Origin of the sequence: Actinomyces sp. AC-20-1, from assembly GCF_023369555.1 — a bacterium.
Classification (GTDB): Bacteria; Actinomycetota; Actinomycetes; order Actinomycetales; family Actinomycetaceae; genus Actinomyces.
Map to the genome: position 1 here is coordinate 190,956 of NZ_JACJVC010000003.1, position 21,831 is coordinate 212,786.

Annotated in this window: 19 protein-coding genes; 17 read left to right on the forward strand and 2 right to left on the reverse strand. The window is 70.9% G+C overall.

What is annotated here, in order from left to right:
• Positions 1-102: 102 nt before the first annotated feature.
• The 12 genes from H6X67_RS03375 to H6X67_RS03430 all read left to right on the forward strand — a co-directional run bounded on the left by H6X67_RS03375 (position 103) and on the right by H6X67_RS03430 (position 13,566).
• Positions 103-2,082, forward strand: coding sequence for a glycoside hydrolase family 36 protein (locus tag H6X67_RS03375; protein ID WP_249367485.1), 1,980 nt, complete (start codon positions 103-105; stop codon positions 2,080-2,082).
• Between the two features lie 331 nt (positions 2,083-2,413).
• Positions 2,414-4,501 carry a transketolase gene (gene tkt, locus H6X67_RS03380; RefSeq protein ID WP_249367484.1) on the forward strand — a complete coding sequence of 696 codons (2,088 nt, stop codon included), beginning with the start codon at positions 2,414-2,416 and terminating at the stop codon, positions 4,499-4,501.
• A 207-nt stretch (positions 4,502-4,708) separates the two neighbouring features.
• Entirely contained in the window at positions 4,709-5,743 is a 1,035-nt protein-coding gene (locus tag H6X67_RS03385; protein WP_249367483.1) for a siderophore ABC transporter substrate-binding protein, read from the forward strand.
• 23 nt (positions 5,744-5,766) lie between these two features.
• Entirely contained in the window at positions 5,767-6,786 is a 1,020-nt protein-coding gene (locus H6X67_RS03390; RefSeq protein WP_249367482.1) for an ABC transporter permease, read from the forward strand.
• Positions 6,783-7,850 carry an iron chelate uptake ABC transporter family permease subunit gene (locus H6X67_RS03395; RefSeq protein ID WP_249367481.1) on the forward strand — a complete coding sequence of 356 codons (1,068 nt, stop codon included), beginning with the start codon at positions 6,783-6,785 and terminating at the stop codon, positions 7,848-7,850. Before H6X67_RS03390 ends, H6X67_RS03395 begins: the two co-directional genes overlap by 4 nt.
• Entirely contained in the window at positions 7,847-8,611 is a 765-nt protein-coding gene (locus H6X67_RS03400; protein ID WP_249367480.1) for an iron ABC transporter ATP-binding protein, read from the forward strand. The genes H6X67_RS03395 and H6X67_RS03400 overlap by 4 nt, the downstream gene beginning before the upstream one ends.
• 280 nt (positions 8,612-8,891) lie before the next feature.
• Positions 8,892-9,362 carry a PTS sugar transporter subunit IIA gene (locus H6X67_RS03405; protein WP_249367479.1) on the forward strand — a complete coding sequence of 157 codons (471 nt, stop codon included), beginning with the start codon at positions 8,892-8,894 and terminating at the stop codon, positions 9,360-9,362.
• Between the two features lie 56 nt (positions 9,363-9,418).
• Positions 9,419-9,712 (forward strand): PTS sugar transporter subunit IIB, encoded by a 294-nt coding sequence (locus H6X67_RS03410; protein ID WP_249367478.1) that lies wholly within the window; start codon positions 9,419-9,421, stop codon positions 9,710-9,712.
• 31 nt (positions 9,713-9,743) lie between these two features.
• A complete protein-coding gene (locus H6X67_RS03415) occupies positions 9,744-11,138 on the forward strand; it encodes a PTS galactitol transporter subunit IIC (RefSeq protein WP_249367477.1) in 1,395 nt (464 codons plus the stop codon).
• A gap of 49 nt (positions 11,139-11,187) precedes the next feature.
• Positions 11,188-11,859 (forward strand): class II aldolase/adducin family protein, encoded by a 672-nt coding sequence (locus tag H6X67_RS03420; RefSeq protein WP_249367476.1) that lies wholly within the window; start codon positions 11,188-11,190, stop codon positions 11,857-11,859.
• Between the two features lie 46 nt (positions 11,860-11,905).
• Entirely contained in the window at positions 11,906-12,913 is a 1,008-nt protein-coding gene (locus tag H6X67_RS03425; RefSeq protein WP_249367475.1) for a dihydroxyacetone kinase subunit DhaK, read from the forward strand.
• Positions 12,914-12,921: 8 nt separating this feature from the next.
• Positions 12,922-13,566, forward strand: coding sequence for a dihydroxyacetone kinase subunit L (locus tag H6X67_RS03430; protein ID WP_249367474.1), 645 nt, complete (start codon positions 12,922-12,924; stop codon positions 13,564-13,566).
• A gap of 27 nt (positions 13,567-13,593) precedes the next feature.
• On the opposite strand, the gene H6X67_RS03435 is transcribed toward H6X67_RS03430, so the two are convergent.
• Positions 13,594-14,553: a sugar-binding transcriptional regulator gene (locus H6X67_RS03435; RefSeq protein ID WP_249367473.1), complete on the reverse strand. Its 960-nt coding sequence runs from the start codon at positions 14,551-14,553 to the stop codon at positions 13,594-13,596.
• A gap of 136 nt (positions 14,554-14,689) precedes the next feature.
• Here H6X67_RS03435 and H6X67_RS03440 point away from each other — a divergent pair, with 136 nt between their 5' ends.
• The 4 genes from H6X67_RS03440 (at position 14,690) to disA (ending at position 19,010) form a co-directional block, all read left to right on the forward strand.
• The gene (locus H6X67_RS03440; protein WP_249367472.1) at positions 14,690-15,412 is read left to right on the forward strand and encodes an L-ribulose-5-phosphate 4-epimerase; all 723 of its coding nucleotides are present in this window, start codon (positions 14,690-14,692) and stop codon (positions 15,410-15,412) included.
• 178 nt (positions 15,413-15,590) lie between these two features.
• On the forward strand, positions 15,591-16,181 hold the full coding sequence (locus H6X67_RS03445; RefSeq protein WP_249367471.1) for a hypothetical protein: 591 nt from the start codon (positions 15,591-15,593) through the stop codon (positions 16,179-16,181).
• An 88-nt stretch (positions 16,182-16,269) separates the two neighbouring features.
• Positions 16,270-17,709 (forward strand): DNA repair protein RadA, encoded by a 1,440-nt coding sequence (gene radA / locus H6X67_RS03450; protein ID WP_249367470.1) that lies wholly within the window; start codon positions 16,270-16,272, stop codon positions 17,707-17,709.
• A gap of 230 nt (positions 17,710-17,939) precedes the next feature.
• The gene (gene disA, locus H6X67_RS03455) at positions 17,940-19,010 is read left to right on the forward strand and encodes a DNA integrity scanning diadenylate cyclase DisA (RefSeq protein WP_249367469.1); all 1,071 of its coding nucleotides are present in this window, start codon (positions 17,940-17,942) and stop codon (positions 19,008-19,010) included.
• Positions 19,011-19,108: 98 nt separating this feature from the next.
• Here disA and H6X67_RS03460 read toward each other — a convergent pair whose 3' ends face one another.
• Positions 19,109-20,050 (reverse strand): hypothetical protein, encoded by a 942-nt coding sequence (locus tag H6X67_RS03460; protein WP_249367468.1) that lies wholly within the window; start codon positions 20,048-20,050, stop codon positions 19,109-19,111.
• A gap of 692 nt (positions 20,051-20,742) precedes the next feature.
• On the opposite strand from H6X67_RS03460, the gene H6X67_RS03465 reads away from it, so the two are divergent.
• Positions 20,743-21,525 carry a DUF6318 family protein gene (locus H6X67_RS03465; protein WP_249375697.1) on the forward strand — a complete coding sequence of 261 codons (783 nt, stop codon included), beginning with the start codon at positions 20,743-20,745 and terminating at the stop codon, positions 21,523-21,525.
• Positions 21,526-21,831: the final 306 nt, after the last annotated feature.

The following is a 21,831-nucleotide window of genomic DNA, read 5'->3' on the forward strand; positions in this document are numbered from 1 at the left end:
TCCGGCCCCGGCACCCTGACGTTCTCGTACGACGACGACCAGCCTGTCCGCGCCGGCGTCTCGGCACCGCCGACTCCCAGCCACGAGTGCTCAGCCCGGTCAATGAACGAGATTCTCGCCGTCGGCGAGGGACGTGCCCTGACGAACACTCGGACTGACCGCTCCCTCGTCGCCGAGCGCATGCGCTTCGTCTCCTCGTCCGAGCTCAGCGACGAGGCCGGCACCACCCTGACCGTGACGCAGAAGGACCCGGTCACCGGACTCACAGCGGCCACCTCCTTCCGGCGCTTCCACGGCGTCAACGCCTGGCAGGCGACGACGGCTGTCACGAACGAGGGTCCGGCCCCCGTCTCCCTTCAGGCGGTGTCCACACTCTCTCTCAGCGGCCTGTCCGGCTATCTCGGTCCCGTCGCCAGCACCCGCGTCTGGACCGCACGCAACGAGTGGTGCGGAGAGAGCCGCTGGGCCGCGACCCCCTTGAAGTCACAGCACTCCCTCATCGACATCCACCCGGGCATCCACGGTCAGGCGCAGCGCGGTCTCTTCGCTCAGCAGAGCACCTCGACCTGGTCCTCCGGCGAGCACGTTCCCGTTGCCGGCCTCGAGTGCTCCGACACGCGGCACGCCGTGCTGTGGCAGATGGAGGTCAATGGGCCCTGGCGCTGGGAGATCAACGCCCAGCACGAACGCAGCGACTGGTACACCCTGACGGTCCAGGGCCCTGACGAGCTCCACCACTCCTGGCTCAAGCAGCTCGAGCCAGGAGAGTCCTTCGAGACCGTCCCCGTGTCCTTCGCCTTCGGCCACGACGGCCTCGGCTCCGCAGTCGCGGAGATGACCCGGCATCGGCGGTTGTCCCACATCCCGACAACCGCCGATGCCGCACATCCACTGGTCTTCAACGACTACATGAACGCTCTGATGGGAGATCCGACGACGGAGAAGCTCCTCCCGCTGATCGACGCCGCTGCGGTGGCGGGGGCTCAGTACTTCTGCATTGACGCGGGTTGGTACGACGACGGCGGGTACTGGTGGGACTCCGTCGGCGAGTGGATGCCGTCAACGAACCGCTTTGGAGACGCCGGACTGCTGGGGGTTCTCGACCACATCCGCTCCAAGGGCATGCAGCCCGGTCTCTGGATCGAGCCCGAGGTCATCGGGGTCAAGTCCCCGCTCGCGCAGACGCTCCCCGAGGACGTCTTCATGCACCGCAGTGGCGTGCGTATCGTCGAGCACGAGCGCTACCTGGTCGACTTTCGCTCAGCACACGCCCAGGAGCTCCTCGACTCCGTGTTCTCACGTCTGATCGAGGACTACGGCGTCTCTTACTTCAAGTGGGACTACAACGTCACTCCTGGCGCCGGTCCGGACACTGACGCCTCAAGCTGCGGCGACGGCCTGCTTGAGCATGCTCGCACGCACCTGAGGTGGTTCCGTCACTTGCGCCGACGCTACCCTCACGTCATTTTCGAGGCGTGCTCCTCCGGCGCCCAGCGCATGGATCCGATGGTCCTGTCCCACTACGACCTGCAGTCGACGACGGACCAGCAGGACTACCGGATGTACCCCACCATCGCTGCGGCGGCGCCCATGGCGATGGCACCGGAACAAGCCGGCAACTGGTCATACGGCCACGGAGGCATGGACGCCGAGCAGATCGCGTTCAACATGGTCACGGGGCTGTCTGGACGGCTCTACCTGTCCGGGCACCTGGACCAGATGTCGGCCGAGCAGATGGCGCTCATCCAGGAGGGCACCGCTCTCTACCCCGAGATCATCCGCCACCAGGCACAGTCGGTCCCGGTCTGGCCGATCGGTCTGCCTCAGTGGGAGGCGCCGGTTGTCGTCCTGGCGACGCAGACGGATGATCAGGTGCTCATCTACGTGTGGAAGCGCAATACCGCGGTCTCCGGCGTGACGCTGCCGTTCGCATCGCTCATCGGCACAGAGGTTGCACCGAGCATCCTCTACCCGGCACGCCTTGAGCCCTGGACCCTCACGTGGCTTCGCGAGTCCGGGTGCCTCGACATCGACTTCGAGTCCGCCCGCGAGAGCGCGCGCATCATCCGCCTGGCGAAGTAATACGGTGACACGCCCTCAGGAGATCGGCGGCTCCGTCTGCTTAAGCCTACGCGGACACCCACCCCGTTTGTTTGAACGTGCTACTTTTGCGTCCGGTACGGTCTTCAGCACCTCCCAGCGCCCCCGGGCGAGCCGCGCACAGCCCGTGAGTGTCGAGCCCTGCGCCTGCCGCTCAGGGCTCAGCACGAGGACTCAGGGCTCAGCGGGGCCGCGGCGACACAGCCGCCGTTGCCCAGCGCACCACCGCCGGGGGAGGATCGGCCCGAGACCCTGCGGCGGCCCCACACCCCCGCCCACCGACCTCACAGCCTCATCACAAAGGAGCACCTGCATGAGCACCGAGCCCTTCGCGCTCACCGACGACGACCTCACGGCCATCAACGTCTCCAAGGCCCTGGCCGCCGACGCCGTCGAGAAGGCAGGATCCGGCCACCCCGGCACCCCGATCTCGCTGGCGGGCGTCGCCTACCTGCTCTACCAGTACGAGATGAAAGGCGACCCGGCGGACGACCGCTGGCTCGGCCGCGACCGCTTCGTCCTGTCCGCGGGCCACGCCTCCATGCTCCAGTACGCCCAGCTCGCCCTGGCCGGCTACGGCCTTGAGATCGAGGACCTGGCCGCCCTGCGCACCGCCGGCTCCCTGACCCCCGGCCACCCGGAGTACGGGCACACCAAGGGCGTCGAGACGACGACCGGCCCCCTGGGCGCCGGCTTCTCCAACGCCGTCGGCCTGGCCATGGCGGCCCGCTTCGAGCACGGCCTGCTCGACCCCGCCGCCCCGGCCGGGGAGTCCGTCTTCGACCACTACGTCTACACGGTCCTGGGCGACGGCTGCATGCAGGAGGGCGTCACCTCCGAGGCCGCCTCCCTGGCGGGCACCCAGGAGCTGGGCAACCTCATCGCCATCTACGACGACAACGACATCTCCATCGAGGGCAACACGGACATCGCCTTCGGCGAGGACCCCTCCGCCCGTTTCGAGGCCTACGGCTGGCAGGTCCTGGACGTCGACTGGACCAACGGCGGCACCGGCTACGCCGAGGACTACACGGCCCTGCACGAGGCGCTGGTCGCCGCCCGCGCCGAGACGACCAGGCCCTCCCTCATCCGCCTGCGCACGGTCATCGCCTGGCCCTCGCCCACGAAGCAGGGCACGGAGGGCTCCCACGGCGCCAAGCTCGGCGCCGAGGAGGTCGCGGGCCTGAAGGAGGTGCTCGGCCTGGACCCGGAGGCCTCCTTCCAGACCGCCGGGATCCTCGGCTACACGCGCGAGCACGCGGCGGCCAGGGCCCGCGCGGCCCGCGAGGACTGGGACGCCCGCTTCGAGGAGTGGAAGGCCGCCAACCCGCAGGGCGCAGCGCTGCTCGCCCGCCTGCAGGCCCAGGAGCTGCCCGAGGGCCTGGACGAGGCGCTGCCCACCTGGGAGGTCGGCGCCTCAGTCGCCACCCGCGCGGCCTCCGGCAAGGTCCTGTCCGCCATCGGCGCCGTCATGCCCGAGCTGTGGGGCGGCTCCGCCGACCTCGCCGGCTCGAACAACACCTCGATCGCCGGGGCCGGCTCCTTCCTGCCCGCCTCCCTGGCCCAGAAGGAGGGCGACGGCCCCTACGGCCGGGTCCTGCACTTCGGCATCCGCGAGCACGCGATGGGCGGCATCCTCAACGGCATCGCCCTGGACCGCCTCACCCGCGCCTACGGCGGCACCTTCATGGTCTTCTCCGACTACATGCGCCCCGCCGTGCGCCTGGCGGCCCTCATGGGCCTGGACACGACCTTCGTGTGGACGCACGACTCCATCGGCGTCGGCGAGGACGGCCCCACCCACCAGCCGGTCGAGCACCTGGCCGCGCTGCGCGCGATCCCGGGCCTGGACGTCGTGCGCCCCGGTGACGCCAACGAGGCGGCGGCCGCCTGGCGCACGATCCTGTCGCGCCGCTCCCGCCCGGCCGGCATCGTCCTGTCGCGCCAGAACCTTCCGGTGACGGCCTCCGCCCAGGCCGCCGCCGCGGGCGTGGCGAAGGGCGCGTACACGCTGCTGGAGGCCACGGACTGCCACGACGAGGTCACGACGCCGGTCGTCGTCCTCATCGCCACGGGCTCGGAGGTCGGCGTCGCCGCCGCCGCCCGCGAGGTCCTGCAGGAGGCCGGCACCCCCACCCGCGTGGTCTCCGCCCCCTGCCTGGAGTGGTTCGCGGAGCAGGACGAGGCCTACCGGGCCGAGGTGCTGCCGGCCGACGCCGTCAAGGTCTCGGTCGAGGCCGGGATCGCGATGGGCTGGCGCGAGATCGTCGGCGCGAGCGGCGCGGTCGTCTCCCTCGACCACTTCGGGGCCTCGGCCGCGGGCACGCTCCTGTTCGAGGAGTACGGCTTCACCGGTGAGAACGTCGCGGCCGTGGCCAAGGAGGCCCTCGCCCAGCTGTAAGTCGCACCACACCTCGCACGCGCGGCCCGCTCCGGAATCCGTTCCGGAGCGGGCCGTGCATTGCGCTCGGGCCGAGCCTGCGGGCGCCCAGGCACCGGACTGGGACTTGCCAGACAATAAAAATGTCTCGTATGTTCCATATCGCTTAGGAGAGCCTTACATATTCTCACGTTCCTAAGCGCAACCCCGATGACCCAGAGGAGTCCCATGCCCATCACCCGCCGCAGCTTCGTCGCCCTCACCGCCTCCACGGCCGCCGCCCTGACCCTGGCCGCCTGCTCCGGCTCGAACGACTCCGCGTCCGGAGCCTCCCCGGCCGGCACCGAGGCCCCGGCCGCCACCACTGAGGCCTCCGCCGTCCCGACCTCCGTCACCATCGCCAGCAACACCGGCGAGGTCGAGGTGGCCCTGCCGGTCGAGCGCCCCGCCTGCCTGGACAACCGCTCCTTCGAGATCCTGGCGACCTGGGGCGTGAGCCTGGTGGCCGCCCCCAAGCGGCTCATCCCCTCGACCGTCACCGCCTTCGACGGCGAGGAGGTGGCGGACATCGGCAACCACCGCGAGCCGAAACTCGAGGCCCTGGTCGCGGCCGAGCCCGACGTCATCATCTCCGGCCAGCGCTTCAGCCAGTACAACGAGGACATCGCCGCCCTCACCGAGGGCACGCCCCTCATCGACCTCGAGCCGCGCGACGGCGAGGACTTCGCCGCCGAGCTCGTCCGCCACGTCACCGGCCTGGGCGAGGTCTTCTCCAAGCAGGACGAGGCCAAGGCCCTCGTGGACGACTTCCACAAGGCCACCGAGAAGGCCAAGACCGCCTACGACGGCACCTCGACGGTCATGGCCGTCAACGTCTCCGGCGGCGAGATCGGCTACGTCGCCCCGCACGTGGGTCGCACCTTCGGCCCGGTCTTCGACATGCTCGGCCTCAAGCCGGCCCTGGAGGTCGCCGGCGCCACCGACGACCACCAGGGCGACGACATCTCCGTCGAGGCCATCGCCGAGTCCAACCCCGACTGGATCCTCGTCCTGGACCGCGACGCCGCCATCAAGTCCGCCGAGGAGGGCTACACCCCCGCCGAGCAGGTCATCGCCGGCAACGCCGCTCTGCAGAACGTCACGGCCGTCGCCTCCGGCCACATCGTCTACGCCCCCGCGGACACCTACACCAACGAGTCGATCATCACCTACACCGAGATCATGGACTCCATCGCGGCGGCCTTCTCGGGGGCGAAGGGCTGAGCCCACCACCCCTCCCACCCGAGATGACCCTCTCCGCACCGTCGCGTCCAGCCCCACTGCGGGCCGGACGCGACATCCCCGCACGCACCCGCAGCCGCCTGGGCGCCCCCTTCCTCCTCGCCCTGGCGCTGACCACCGCCCTCCTGGGCCTGAGCCTGGCCACCGGCGAGTACTCGGTCCTGTCCCACGACGACGGCTGGGAGATCTTCCGCACAGTGCGCGTCCCGCGCACGGTCGCCCTCGTCCTGGCCGGCGCCGCCATGTCGCTGTCGGGCCTGGTGATGCAGCTCATCACCCAGAACCGCTTCGTCGAGCCCACCACGACGGGCACCACCGAGTGGGCGGGCCTGGGCCTGCTCACCGTCATGGTCGTGGCCCCGCACGCCACCATCCTGGGCCGCATGGCGGTCGCCGTCGGCTTCGCCTTCATCGGCACCATGGTCTTCTTCCTGCTGCTGCGCCGGGTCTCGCTGCGCTCCTCCCTGCTGGTGCCGATCATGGGCATCATGCTGGGCGCGGTCGTCAGCGCGGTCTCCACCTTCCTGGCCCTGCAGACCAACAGCCTGCAGTCCCTGGGCGTGTGGTTCCAGGGCTCCTTCACCTCGGTGTACCGGGGCCAGTACGAGGTGCTGTGGCTGGTCCTGCTGGCCGTGGCGGCCGTCTTCGTCCTGGCGGACCGGCTGACGGTCGTGGGCCTGGGCGAGGACGTCGCCACCGCCGTGGGTGTGAGCTACCGGCAGATGCTCCTCATCGCCACCGCGCTCATCGCCCTGGCGACCGGGGTGGTGACCGTCGTCGTCGGCTCCCTGCCCTTCCTGGGCCTCATCGTGCCCAACCTCGTGTCGATGGCCCGCGGCGACGACCTGCGCTCCAACCTGCCGTGGGTGTGCCTGTCCGGCACCGCCCTGGTGACGGTCTGCGACCTGGTGGCCCGCACGATCATCTCCCCCTTCGAGGTGCCGGTCTCGGTGGTCCTGGGCATCATCGGGGCCGCCGTCTTCACCGCACTCATCGTGCGCCGTACCCGAGGGGGTGGCGCATGAGCACCACCCACGCGCCGGGGTCCCGGACGGCCGGCCCCGCCCGCGCGGCACGATGCGGCCAGCCCCACGGCTCCGGGGCGTTTCCGACGGCGTCCGCCCGGCGCCGCTGGTGGCTGACCTTCCTGGCGGTGAGCGCGCTCGCCCTCCTGTCCTGCCTCGGGCTGCTGGCCTGGGACAACCCCATGGAGCCCGGCACGCGCGGCTTCTGGCTCATCGCGCAGCGGCGCGCCAACGCCGTCGTCGCCGTGGTCGTCGTCGCCGTGTGCCAGGCCATGGCCACCGTGGCCTTCCAGACGGTGACGGGCAACCGGATCCTCACGCCGTCGATCATGGGCTTCGAGGCCCTGTACCGCACGATCCACACATCGACCGTCTTCTTCCTGGGCGCTGCGGGCCTGACCGCGGCCCGCACGACGACGACCTTCGTGGGCCAGCTGCTGCTCATGGTCGCCATGTGCCTGCTGCTGTACTCCTGGCTGCTCACCAGCCGCGGGGCCACGCTGCACGCCATGCTGCTGCTCGGCGTCGTCATCGGCGCCGGCCTGGGGTCGGTCGCCACCTTCATGCAGCGCCTGCTGACGCCCAGCGAGTTCGACGTGCTCACCGCGCGCCTGTTCGGCTCGGTCAACAACGCCGACCCCGACTACTACCCGATCGCGCTCCCCATGGTGGCGCTGGGGGCGCTCACCCTGGCCCTGTGGTCCCGGCGGCTCAACGTGCTGGCTCTCGGCCGTGAGACGGCGACGAGCCTGGGGCTGAGCCACCGGCGGTGGAGCGTGGCCGTGCTGGTGGTGGTCTCGGTCCTCATGGCCACCTCGACGGCGCTGGTGGGGCCCATGACCTTCCTGGGCTTCCTCGTCTCGACGCTCGCCTACCAGCTCTCGGGCACCTTCGACCACCGTTACGTCATGCCGATGGCCATGTCCCTGGGGGTGCTGGTCCTCACCGGCGCCTACTTCCTCATGCACCACGTCTTCTCCGCCCAGGGCGTGGTGTCCATCATCATCGAGCTCGTGGGCGGGCTCACCTTCCTCGTCGTCATCCTGCGAAAGGGGCGTCTGTGATCAGCCTGAGCAAGGTCGCCAAGGTCTACACCTCCTCGGGCGCCACCGTGCGGATCGGGCCGGTGGACCTGGACATCCCGGCCGGCGGGATCACCACCTTCATCGGCCCCAACGGTGCGGGCAAGTCGACCCTGCTGACCATGACGGGGCGGCTGCTGGGCCTGGACGAGGGCGTCATCACCGTGGCGGGGCTGAACGTGTCCTCGACCCACTCCTCGCACCTGGCCAAGGTGCTGTCCATCCTGCGCCAGGAGAACCACTTCGTCTCCCGGCTGACCGTGCGCCAGCTGGTGGGCTTCGGCCGCTTCCCCTACTCGCACGGGCGGCTGACGGCCGACGACGATGAGGTCATCTCCCGCTACATCGACTTCCTGGCGCTGACCGAGCTCGAGGGACGCTACCTCGACGAGCTCTCGGGCGGTCAGCGCCAGCGGGCCTACGTGGCGATGGTGCTGTGCCAGGAGACCGACTACGTGCTGCTGGACGAGCCCCTCAACAACCTCGACATCGCCCACAGCGTGGAGATGATGCAGCACCTTCAGCGGGCGGCCCTCGAGTTCGGCCGCACGATCCTCGTGGTGCTGCACGACGTCAACATCGCGGCGCGCTACGCGGACCGCATCGTCGCCCTCAAGGACGGCACGGTCGCCTACAGCGGCACGCCCGCCGAGATCATGCGCGACGAGGTCCTCTCCGACGTCTTCGGCACGCCGCTGACGGTCATCGAGGGGCCCAGCGGGCCCTTGGCCTGCACCTGCTGAGCCCGGGCAGCGGCGTCGACCATCGCGCGAGGCTGCACACCACACTATCCACCGAGGTACATCTGTACGTTCTCTCTCCCACCGCCGCTTACAGGTGCTGAAATTCCAGTGTTTTACTGGCCATAACACACATCACATCAGACCTCCTAGGTACGTACGTACCTAGGAGGTCTTCTGCGCCCTCCCCCCTCCTCCCTACGCTCGAACGGTCATCGCGGACACGGCCGCTCCACGCGGCGCAGCCCGGCGCACGCAGGTCGTCCGCAGTCAAGGGGGACACATGCACCAGGACCTGCTCAGGCGCGACCTCGTCCAGCTGGACTGGGAGGTGGACAGCCAGGACGAGTTCTTCGACCGGGTCGTCGCGCGGCTCCAGGCCCGCGGCTACGTCAAGGACACCTTCCTGGCCGCCCTCAAGGCGCGCGAGGAGACCTACCCCACCGCCCTGCCCACCCAGCCCGAGGCCATCGCCATCCCGCACTCGGACGCCGTCCACGTCATCACGCCCTTCATCGCGGTCACCCGGCTGGCCCGGCCCGTCACCTGGCACGAGATGGCCAACAACGACGCCACGCACCCCGTGCGGTTCATCTTCCTGCTGGGGCTGACCAAGGAGGACGGGCACGTCGAGGTGCTCCAGCTCCTCCTGGACAGATTCCAGGACCCGTCCTTCATGGACGCCCTCAGCGCGGCGCGCACCGAGGACGAGCTCTTCGACGCGCTGGCGACCATGTCAGGCCCTCAGGCCTGAGCACAGCACCCACCACACCCTCACCAACACTGACAAGCACTGACAGGAGAGTCACTATGAGCGCCAAGGTCATCGTCGCCTGCGGAAGCGGCGTCGCCACCTCCCAGACCGTCGCCAGCAAGGTCGCACGCCTGCTCAAGGAGGCCAAGGTCGACGCCGACGTCGAGGCCGTGGACCTGAAGTCCGTGGACCGCCACCTCACAGGCGCCGCCGCCTACATCACCATCGTGCGCGAGAACAAGCAGCGGACCGTGCCGGTCATCAACGGCATCGCCTTCCTGACCGGCATGGGCCAGGACGCCGAGCTCGCCAAGCTCATCGAGGCCATCAAGGCCGCCAACGGCAGCTGACAACCCCACCCCTCCCTGAAAGGTACTGACCATGCAGGTACTCACCAGCTCGGTCGACTTCGTCCTGTCGCTCGGCGCCGCGATCTTCGTCCCGCTCATCATGATCGTCGCGGGCCTGCTGGTGCGCATGAGGATCAAGGACGCGATCTCCTCCGGCATCACCCTGGGCGTGGCCTTCTCCGGCATGACCATGCTCATCGGCTACATGACCCAGGCGATCACCCCGGCCGCCGAGGCCATGAGCGAGACCGTCGGCGTCAGCCTTCCTATCACCGACGGCGGCTGGACCACCATGTCCACGATCTCGTGGTCCTGGCCCTACGCCGCCCTCATGTTCCCGCTCGTCGTCGTCATCAACATCATCCTCATCGTCCTCAAGCAGACCGAGACCTTCAACGCGGACCTGTGGAACGTGTGGGGCAAGATCTTCACCGCCGTCGCCGTCTACTACATCACGGGCGCGGTCTGGCTGGCCTTCCTCATCGCCGCCATCCAGACGGTGTTCGAGCTCAAGGCCGCCGACTTCCACCAGCACCGCGTCGAGACGATGACCGGGATCCCCGGCGTCACCATCACCCACCGCATGATCTTCCTGGCGGCCCCGATGTATCCCGTCGACTGGCTGCTGCGCAAGATCCCGGGCCTGAACCGGTCATTCAACGCCGCGGACCTGCGGGACAAGGTCGGCATCCTCGCCGAGAACCACATCCTGGGATTCATCCTGGGCGTGCTCTTCGGCGTCCTGGCCCGGTTCGACGTCGCCGCCACCCTCATCCTGGGCATCCAGGCGGCCACGGCCCTGACCCTGTTCCCCGTCATCTCCAAGTACTTCATGCAGGCCCTGGAGCCGATCTCGAACGCCATCTCGGAGTTCATGCAGAAGCGGTTCAACGACCGTCAGCTGTACGTGGGCCTGGACTGGCCCTTCCTGGGCGGCTCCAACGAGATCTGGCTGGCCGTCATCTGGACCATCCCCGTGACGCTGCTCTACTCGTTCTTCCTGCCGGGCAACGGGATCCTGCCCTTCGCCGGCATCGTCAACGTGTGCGTGGCCGTCGGCGCCTTCTTCGCCTCACGGGGCAACATCATCCGGATGCTCATCCAGTGCACGATCTTCGCCCCCGTCTTCCTGTGGGTCGGCACCGCCTTCGCGCCGTTCATGACCGAGCTGGCGAACTCCACCGGCGCCGTCGAGCTCGCCGAGGGCCAGCTCATCTCGAACTCCTCCATCGACGCACCGATCTTCACCTACGCCCTGTCCCACCTGCTGCAGGTCCTGAACGGCAACGTCGTGCCGGCCATCGTCCTGGTGGTCTGGGTCGTGTGCTTCGTCCTGTACTCGCGTGAGCTCGTCACCGAGCGCAACGCCGCCCGTGCCGAGGCTGCCTCCGCCGCTCAGGCCGACGCCGAGCCCGCCCAGGCCTGAGCCCACCCGGGCCGGCCCGACCCAACCACTACCACCAAGGAGCAGCACCATGCTGGAATCACTCAAGTCCGATCTCGTCGCCGTGGCCCGGCGCGCCCAGCACGAGGGCCTGTGCAAGCACAAGTCCGGCAACTTCTCGATCCGCGACCTCGACTCCGGCCTGCTGGTCGTGTCCCCCACGAGCCTGGACCGTGACCAGATGAGCCCGCGCGACGTCGTCGTCATGAACCTGGACGCCGAGGTCATCGAGAACGAGTCCGGGCTGCGCCCGACCTCCGAGGTGCTCATGCACCTGGAGATCTACAAGGCCCGCCCCGAGGTGCGCGCCGTCGTGCACACCCACTCCGCCTACGCCACCACCTTCGCCCTGCTCAACAGGCCCATCCCGGCGATCGTCTACGAGGTCGCCAACCTCGGGCTCACCAGGGCCCGTGTGCCCGTGGCCCCCTACGGCCGCCCGGGCACGCCCGAGCTCGCCCGGTACGTGCGCGAGGCGGTGACGGAGGCGGACTGCGTCCTGCTGGAGAAGCACGGCGCCGTCGCGATCGACGAGCGCAACATCTACGAGGCCTTCCTCAAGGCCGCCTACATCGAGGAGCTCGCCGAGCTCTACCACCACGCGCTGACGGCCAACCAGGGTCGGGAGCCGGACTCCTTCGAGCCCGAGGAGCTGCGCAAGTGGGCCTATCCGTCCCAGATCACCTTCCCCGGCGCACGGTGAGCCCGGGCCCTGACCACGCAACCCCCATGAGGAGAAGAGGACGCTCATGAAGAAGATTCTCAACACAGCCGACGCCTTCGTGCGCGACACGATGGAGGGCATCCGCGCCGCCTACGGCGACCGGGTCGACTTCCTGGACGGGGACTACCGGGTCCTGGTCTCGCGCTACCCCCGCGCCAAGGGCAAGGTCGGTCTGGTGACCGCGGGAGGATCCGGGCACCTGCCCCTGTTCCTGGGCTACGTGGGGTCGGGGATGCTGGACGGCTGCGCCGTCGGCGAGGTCTTCGCCTCCCCCTCCGCCGAGAAGATGGCCCAGATGATCCGGGCCTGCGACGACGGCGCCGGCGTGCTGTGCCTGTACGGCAACTACAACGGCGACATCTTCAACTTCCGCATGGCCTGCGAGGACGTGGAGCTCGACGACATCGAGACCCGCCAGCTCCTGGGGCGCGACGACGTCGCCTCCTCCCCGGCGGACAGGGCGGACAAGCGCCGTGGCGTGGCCGGGATCGTCTACGCCTACAAGATCGCCGGCGCCGCCGCCGACGAGATGCGCTCCCTCGACGAGGTCGTGGCGGTCACCGAGAAGGCGCTGGCCCGCATCCGGTCGATGGGGGTGGCGCTCAGCCCGTGCATCGTCCCCAAGGTCGGAGAGCCCACCTTCACCATCGCCGACGACGAGATCGAGATCGGCATGGGCATCCACGGCGAGGCCGGTATCAGCGTGGAGAAGATGCTCACCGCCGACGAGGTCGCCGAGCGGGTCCTGGACACCATTGAGGCGGACATGCCCTTGGGCGAGGGCGACGAGGTCTCCGTCATGGTCAACGGGCTCGGGGCCACACCGCTGGAGGAGCAGCTCATCGTCTACCGCTCGGTGGCGGCCCGTCTGGCGGCCAAGGGCGTGTCCATCGTCATGCCGCACGTGGGCGAGTTCGCCACCTCCATGGAGATGGCGGGCCTGTCGGTGACGGTGTTCAAGCTGGATGAGGAGCTCCGGTCCCTGTTGGAGGCCCCGGCCTCCACGCCCTTCTACACCAACGCGAACAAGTGAGGTGCGTCGTGGTCACCAGCAGCACCATCTCCAGGGTGGTCGGCTCCATCAGCACCCTCATGACGGACAACCGCGAGTACCTGGTCAGCCTCGACCAGGTCAACGGCGACGGCGACCTGGGCATCTCCATGGACGACGGCTTCGGCGCCCTGGCCGGCTACCTGTCGGCCGCCGAGGAGACGGACCTGGGGCAGCTGCTGCGCCAGGGCGGGAAGGTCTTCAACGAGGCCGCGCCCTCCTCGCTGGGGACGATCCTCACCTTCGGGCTCATGGGTATGGCCCGGGCGCTCAAGGGGCGTCAAGAGGCAGACCTTCCGACCGTCGTCGAGGCGCTGGACGCCGGGGTCGCCAACATCATGGCCAAGGCCGAGTCGGGTCCGGGGCAGAAGACGATCGTCGACGCGCTGGTGCCGGGGGTCGCCGTCCTGCGCGAGGGCGTCGCCAGTACCGACGGCGACCGGAGGGCCGTGCCGGCGCTGTGGCGGGCGGCGGCCGAGGCGGCCGCGCAGGGCTCGGAGTCAACCCGGCAGATGGAGGCCGTGCACGGGCGCGCCGCCTACTCCGCGTCCCGCTCGGTCGGGGTGCTCGACGGCGGCTCGGTGGTCGGTCGCCTCATCTTCGAGGGCATCGCCGGCGCCTGCGAGGCCGGCTAGGACGGGCCGACGCGGACGCGACGTGTCTCAGACGCGGTCACGGATGGCCACGGCGGTCTCGTAGTCGGTCACCAGGGTGGAGATGACGCCGCCGCGCACCGCGGCGATGATCGCCTCGACCTTCTCCGGTCCGGCCGCGACCCCGATCACGCGCTCAATGCGCTTGAGGTCCTCGAAGGGCAGGGACAGTGTCCGTCGCGTCAACGGGGTGACCACCTGGTTGCCGTCCCAGTCGTAGTGGTGGTCCAGGATGTGGCCGACGGCGCCGCCCGCCTCGATGGCGTCGACGACGTCAGGAGTGAGGTACTCGGCCAGGATGTTGCCCGGCCCGCGGGCGTCGATCCCGGCGACGCCCACCGCGGCGATGTCGGCCCGGGCACCGAGGGCGAGGGTCGTGGCGACTCTCTCCTCACGCATGAGCGGCTCCAGCAGGGCGGGGTCGTCGACGATGAGCGGCACCGACATCCGGGAGACCTTCGCTCCCAGGCGCTCCGCCACGAGGTTGCAGATGGTTGGCGAGTCCCGGCCCCAGGCGGGCAGACCGCCCGGGATGGAGCCGAGCAGCTGGACCACTGTGCAGCCGGGACGAATGAGCTCGGGCAGGTGGTGGGCCATGGCGGCGATGGACCGTCCGTTGCCCAGGGCGAGCACCTGCCCGTCGACGAGCACGTCGCGCAGCAGCTCGGCGGCGGCGGCGCCGATGGCACCCAGGGTGTCGGAGCCGGGCACCTGGGCGACGCGCACCGCCTCGACGGGCAGCCCCTCGCGCAGGTCGTGCTCGACGGCGATGACGTGCTCCAGGGGATGGGAGATCGTGATGCGCACGATCCCGCGCTCACGCGCCAGGGACAGCAGGCGCGAGACGTGGGGACGGGAGTAGCCGACCTCCCGGGCGACCTCGGACTGGGTGCGGTTCTCCTCGTAGTAGAGGCGGGCCACGCGCAGCAGGAGCTCGATGTCCTCGCGCCTGCCCCGGGTCTCAGCCATGAGACGAGCGTAGTGCGGGCCGGGCGCGTCAGCACCCGGCACGCACATTCGTGCGCCCCGGGTGCTGACGCGCCCGGCCTTCAGCCGGGAGAATCAACCACGTACCCGACCAGCGCACACGAGATAAGGGAACCCTGTGAGCGAGAAGATCATCCTGACCGAGCTCGACGCCGACCTCCAGGCCGCCGTCGCCGCCACCCGCCAGAAGGTCGCCGACCTGCACGCCGAGCTGCCCCGCTGGGGCCTGGTGGTGTGGACCGCCGGCAACGTCTCCGAGCGCGTCGTGCTCGACGGCGCCAAGACGGACCTGTTCGTCATCAAGCCCTCCGGCGTCTCCTACGACGAGCTGGGCGCCGACAACATGGTGGTGTGCACCCTCGACGGCGAGAAGATCGTCGACGGCACCCCGGACTCCCTCACCCCCTCCTCCGACACGGCCGCGCACGCCTACGTCTACCGCCACATGGAGCGCGTGGGCGGCGTCGTGCACACCCACTCCACCTACGCCACCGCCTGGGCCGCCCGCCGCGAGCCCATCCCCTGCGCCCTGACGATGATGGGCGACGAGTTCGGCGGCGAGATCCCCGTGGGCCCCTTCGCCCTCATCGGCGACGACTCCATCGGCCGCGGCATCGTCGAGACCCTGCGCGACTCCAAGTCCCCGGCCGTCCTCATGGCCAACCACGGCCCCTTCACCATCGGCAAGGACGCCCGCAGCGCCGTCAAGGCCGCCGCCATGTGCGAGGAGGTCGCCCGCACCGTGCACATCGCCCGGCAGGGCGGCGAGATCCACCTCATCCCGCAGGACCTCGTGGACCGTCTCAACGACCGCTACCAGAACGTCTACGGCCAGCACTGAGGCGCCACTCGCACGCCGCTGGGTGGGAGCGGCAAGCAGCCGGGTCCGCCCGGGATCTGGGCCGGCACCGCGCAGGCGGCCGGCACGGGGAGGTCTCCCCGTGCCGGCCGCTTGCCATGGGCCGCTCGGGGACGGATGCTGTGCCCCGCCCACTGCCGCACGACCCCAGGAGCAGCCCATGTCCGCCAAGCAACGCAAGAAGAGCGAGCCGCGCTCGAGGTACTACTGGATCCTCGTGGTCGTGTGCCTGCTCCTCGGGCTCCCCGCCGCCGTGTGGATCTACGTGGAGATCGGCAACCACGTCTCCGGCAGCGTCCGCATCCCCGTCATCCTCCTGCTCATCCCTCTCATCGTGCTGCTGTTCGTGGCCGGCTGGATCGACTCCCAGATCCTGAGCGCGGCCCCGCAGCTCGTGCGGAGACGCGACCGCGCGACCCTGGCCGCCGCCCTCGGCTACGACCCGGTGACCCGTCAGCCGGTGGCCCCCACCGTGCCCGGCGCCGTGCCCTCCGGCTATCCCGGTCCGACGGCGGTCGGCTACCCCCAGCCCGGCTCCCCCCAGGCGCAGCCCGGCCAGGCCGGTGCGGCCCTCCCCTACGGCCAGGCCCAGCCGGGCTACGGCACGGGGGTGGCGGGTGACGGCGCGTCACCCGCCGTCGGCTACCCGACGGCGTCGGCCCCCTACGGCCAGCCCCAGTACGGCCAGGCGGCCCAGCCCACGACCCGGTCCGACGACGGCGCGCAGCCGCCCACCTCCTACGGCTACTGAGGGCGCTGAGGGGCGGTGACGGGCGGCGGGCCCCGCGTCGTGGCTCGGGGCGGCTCTCGTGTCGGAGCCGCCTCCTAGGCTTGCCACCATGAGCCCCTCACCCGCCCGGAGCAGCACATCAAAGAAGGCGCGCACGTCCTACGTCTGCACCGAGTGCGGCTGGGAGAGCCCCAAGTGGCTCGGCCAGTGCCGCGAGTGCAAGGAGTGGGGCACGCTCGCGGAGTTCGTCGAGGCTCCCGCCGCCGGTGGTCCCGCTACGGCAGGCGCCGCCCTGGCCCGTGCCACGGCCGTGCGCCCGGCTGTGCCCGCGCGCCCCATCGGTGAGGTCTCGGCCGAGGCGGCGCGCGCCCGGCCCACCGGGGTCGGCGAGCTCGACCGCGTGCTCGGCGGCGGGATCGTGCCCGGCGCCGTCGTCCTGCTGGCCGGGGAGCCCGGCGTCGGCAAGTCCACCCTGCTGCTCGACGTCGCCGCCAAGGCCGCCGCCGTCGCCCGTGAGCGCGGCGAGGGGCCCGTCCTGTACGTCACCGGCGAGGAGTCCGCGAGCCAGGTGCGCCTGCGCGCCGAGCGCATCGAGGCCATCGACCCGGCCCTCCTGCTCGCCAGCGAGACCGAGCTGGGGGCGCTCCTCGGGCACGTCGAGGCGGCGGACCCGTCGCTGCTCGTCGTCGACTCGGTCCAGACCATCGCCTCCGCCCAGGTGGAGGGATCCGCCGGCGGCGTCACCCAGGTGCGGGCCGTGGCCAGCACGCTCATCGCCGTCGCCAAGGAGCGGGGCATCCCCGTCCTCCTGGTGGGGCACGTGACGAAGGACGGCGGGATCGCGGGGCCGCGCGTGCTCGAGCACCTTGTCGACGTCGTCTGCCAGTTCGAGGGGGACCGCCACGCGCGCCTGCGGCTGCTGCGCGCCGTGAAGAACCGCTACGGGCCCACGGACGAGGTCGGCTGCTTCGACCTCGGGGACCGCGGCATCATCGGGCTGGAGGACCCGAGCGGCCTGTTCCTGTCCTCAGCCCGCTCCGAGGTCCCGGGCACCTGCGCGACCGTCACCCTTGAGGGGCGTCGGCCCATGCCGGTGGAGGTCCAGGCCCTTGTCGCCGCCACCAACGCGGGCTCACCGCGGCGCACCACCTCGGGCCTGGACCACTCGCGCGTGGCCATGGCGCTGGCGGTCCTGCAGGCGCGCCTGCGCGTGGACACCTCCAGCGCGGACGTCTACCTGTCCACGGTGGGCGGGGCCAGGACGGTGGAGCCGGCCACGGACCTCGCGGTGGCGGTCGCCGTCGTCTCCGCCGCCCGGAACCTGCCCACGCCCGCGGGGCTCGTCGCCTTCGGGGAGGTGGGGCTGACCGGGGAGGTACGGGCGACGGTCGGGATCCAGCGGCGCCTGGCGGAGGCGGCCCGCCTGGGCTTCGACCGGGCGGTCGTGCCGCTGGCCGGCTCCGCGGAGCTCAGGCCGGTGCCCGGGATGCAGGTCCTGGCGGTGAGCCACGTCGGCGAGGCCATCGGGGCGGCCCTTCCCCGAGGCTGAGCCCTGCGCACCACCCGGCCCTCATACCCGTCTCGCACGTTGGGTCCTGAGCCCTCTCACCGAGTGCTGAGCGGAAGGACCAGGTACCAGCGAGAGTACTCAGGGCTCGATGTCGGCCCTGCGCTCCCACCTCCTCCTCACGGCCGATGCGCACCGCCCGTGGCCCCCGGATACGATGCCCACGGACGCAGGCCCGGCCCACCGGGCGACGCCACCCAGGAGAACCCCTCATGACCGACGCCCACGCGAGATCCCTGCGCGACACGCTCGCCCTCATCGCCCCCGGCACCGTCCTGCGCGACGGTCTCGAGCGCATCCTGCGCGGCCGCACCGGCGCGATCATCGTGCTCGGCTTCGACGAGACCGTCGAGGCCATCTCCTCGGGCGGCTTCACCCTCGACGTCGAGCTGTCCGCCGCGCGCCTGCGCGAGCTGTCCAAGATGGACGGCGCCGTCGTCGTCGACCGGGACGCGAACCGCATCCGCCTCGCCAACGTCCAGCTCATGCCCCGCTCCTCCATCGAGACGAGCGAGGCCGGCATGCGTCACCGCACGGCCGAGCGCGTCGCGCGCCAGACCGGCTACCCGGTCCTGTCCGTGTCCCAGTCGATGCAGATCATCTCCCTCTACGTCGACGGCGTCCGGCACGTCATCGAGCCGAGCGAGGCGATCCTCGCCCGCACCAACCAGGCCCTGGCCACCCTCGAGCGCTACACGACCCGCCTGGCCCGCACCTCCTCGGGGCTGGACACCCTCGAGATCGAGGACATGGTCACCGTCCGCGACGTCGCCACCGTCCTGCAGCTGCTGGAGATGGTGCGTCGCATCGCCTCCGACATCGACGACTACGTCATCGAGCTCGGCACCGACGGCCGGCTCCTGGCCCTGCAGCACGAGGAGCTCACGCGCGGGCTCATGGCCGAGCGCGACTTCCTCCTGTCCGACTACCTGCCCGGGGACCTCGACACCGCCACCGTGGACGCCCGTCTCAAGTGGGTCGGCGCCCCCGCCCTGCTCGACCTGGCGATGGTCGCCCGCTCCATGGGGCTGGGCGGCCCCGACGGCCAGGACCTCGACGCCTCCCTGTCCCCCCGGGGCCTGCGCCTGCTGTCGAAGATCCCCCGGCTGCCGCTGGTGACGGCACGGGCGGTCGCCGAGCACTGGGGCTCCCTGCAGGGGGTTCTCGGGGCCACGGTCGAGGAGCTGCAAGCGGTCGACGGCGTCGGGGCGCGACGGGCCCGTACAGTGCGCGACGGCCTGTCCCGCCTGGCGGAGGCCTCCCTCGTCGACCGCTTCGGCTGACCCCTCCTCGGGCCCGCCCAGCCCACGGCCGGTACGTCGGCGGGCCGGCACGGTCGGTACAGCCCGACCTCAGCCGGTGCGGCCGGTGCGGCCCGGCCTCAGCCGATGACGAAGACGTGGTCCCCGGTGAGCACCGCGCCGCCCATCTCGAGGTGAAGGACGTAGGTGCCCTCCGTGGCGACCGGGGACTCTGCGACCGGTGCTGCCTGCCCGTCTGCCTCGCCCTCGGTGGCTGCCTCGCCCTCCGTGGTCTCAGCAGTCTCGGCGGCTCCGTCCGGCGCGGTCGTCTCCGGGACGGTGCCGGACGATGGGCACTGCCCGGTGCTCAGGCGCCCGTCCCAGGTCAGGGACGTCGTCGCGGACTCCCCCGCGTTCACGAGGAGCAGGCGCTGCGCGGGCTCGGCCGGGCAGGTGAGCGAGGACCACTGCCCGACGCCGCCCGACGTGATGACGAGCCCGAGGCTCGACGCGCCGACGTCGAGCAGGCAGGCCTCGGTACCCGTGTTGGTGAGCGTGACGTCAACGCTCAGGCCCGCACCGGTCGCGACCGCCGTAGGGGCGCTCATGGCGACCTCGAGCTGGCCCGTGGGGCAGGCGACGGGGTTGGGGTAGACGGTGACGACCGCGTCCGCCGCCTGCTGCTCGTCCTGCTCGCGGATCGTGTCCCGCGCCCAGGTCGCGGCGGCGAGGACCGCGTAGGAGACCGCCGCGAGGAGCGCGAGGGTGACGACGATGACGAGGAGCCAGCGCAGCCAGTAGCGGGGTTGGCGCGGCCTCTGCCGGGAGGTGCGCGCACCCCGTCCGGCGGGGCGGGCCTGGGAGCGCGCGGCGGGGCGGCGACCCTGCGAGGGGCGGCTCCCGGTGCGTCCGGCGGTCTGCCTCCTGAGGGAGGCGGGGCTCGCGGTGGCGGGGTGTCCGGGACGTCCCGCGCGCTGGCGCTCGGCGGCCCCTGCGACCTGGCGGCCGGCGCGGGCGTCCCGCACCTGGTGAGCCTCGCCCGTGCGGCGCGCGGAGGGGCTGGGCCGGGCTGCGCGGGGCACGCGCTGGGCCTGCGCGCGGCCGTTGCCCGACGGACGGCCCGAGGCGCTGGTGGGACTGCCGATGCCGGCGGGACTGCCAGTGCCTGTGGGGTGCCCGGTGCCGGCGGAGCGGCCGGAGGTGCGTGCGGACGGGCCCGAGTGCCCTGCGCCGGTGTTCCTGGCGGGCCGTCCCGTCGCGGACCCGCCCGCGCCACGGTGGGTCCTGGAGCCGTGTGAGGCCCCAGTGCCCCGGTTCTGGGCAGGCTGCTGACGGCGTGCGTCGTCCTGCGAGCTGCGTCCGGGGGCCATGGGCTGAGCGTACCGGCAGGCGACGACGAGGCCGCACTGCCCCGCCGCACTGCCCCCTCGCCCTCCCTCTGCCCACCTCCTCGGTTTGCTCTCGAACGTACGGCAAAGTCCCAGGGAGCTCGAGCGCGAACCGAGGAGTTCGGGGCGGGCGCTGGGCGCTGCCGGCCGCGCGCACGGGTCCCACGCACGCGGGAGGACTCACCACCACCCCCACCACCCCGTCCGCCGAGACTCACGACCACGCACCCGGGCTGGGTTGTCCACAGGGGGTGGGGTGGGGTGTGGTGGTCTCCGTGGTGGCGTGGTTAGGCTCGGGGTGTCCCTCATTCCTGACACCAGGGGGCCTGGGGGCGAGGGCGCCCCCGGATCCCAAACGCCCCCGATGTTCCCTGGTGGTGATCCCCATGAGCCTTCACACGCGTCAGCCTGAGCCCACTGACGACGAGCCCACCGAGGCCACCGGGTCCGTCGGGGCCGGGCAGCCGCGCGAGAGCGCCGACGGCGTCGGGTCTGGTGGGCGGTGGCGTGAGCCGGTGGTGCTGGGCCCGGGTGCCCAGGTGCTGGCGGCACTGGCAGCGGTCGTGGTCCTGGGAGCCCTGATAGGCACAGGACTGCACCACCTGGCCGACCAAGCCGACGATCCCCAGCCCCGGCACACCCCCATCACCTCCGGCCACAGCCCCCAACCCACACCCACACCCAGCCCGAGCGTGCAACCATCCTTGTCGGCCGAGGACCAGGCCCTCAAAGACGCCGCCCTGGCCATGCCCGCACCCGAACGCCCCGAGGGGATGGACAAGCTCAGCCCAGAGGGGGCGCGCGCGGCCGCTGAGTACTTCCTGTCGCTCTACCCCTACGTCTACGCCACCGGGGACCTGAGCGACTGGCAAGCCATGAGCGATGCCGGGTGCGTCTTCTGCAACAACGTCATCACCAACGTCACTGAGTTGCACTCTGCCGGAGGCTGGACCGATCCCTTGCAGCAGGAGGTCCTGGCCGTGTCGTACGGGGTGTCGGATGAGGACCCCGAGGTCTGGGTCGTCACTCTCGACGTATCTCATCCCGAGGGTACCGACCACGATGGTTTGGGAGGCACGAGCACAGTCAACGCAGAGGACACCACATTCCTGCTCCAGCTGCGCTGGACAGGCCAGACATGGATCGCCGAAGAAGGTGCGACGCGATGAGGACAGCATCCTGGCTCGCCGTCCCAGCCATCCTTGCCTTGCTTGTTTCTACCACCGCCTCAGCCACAACCTCCGGCGGCTCCTCCTCCGACAGCAGAGATAGCAGAACCACCTACTCGGCTGATGGCGCGGGCAACACGATCACGCTCACCTCGGAGGTCCAGTACCCGCAGGAGCCTGCGGTGGCTCGTCCTCTTCCTGTTGCGCCTGAGTCGACGGTGGTGTGCGGGCTGACCGGCCAGATGGTCGCCGGCGCCAGCGGCGAGCGCTCAGTCAGCCGCTTGTGCCTACCCACCCGGCCCACCG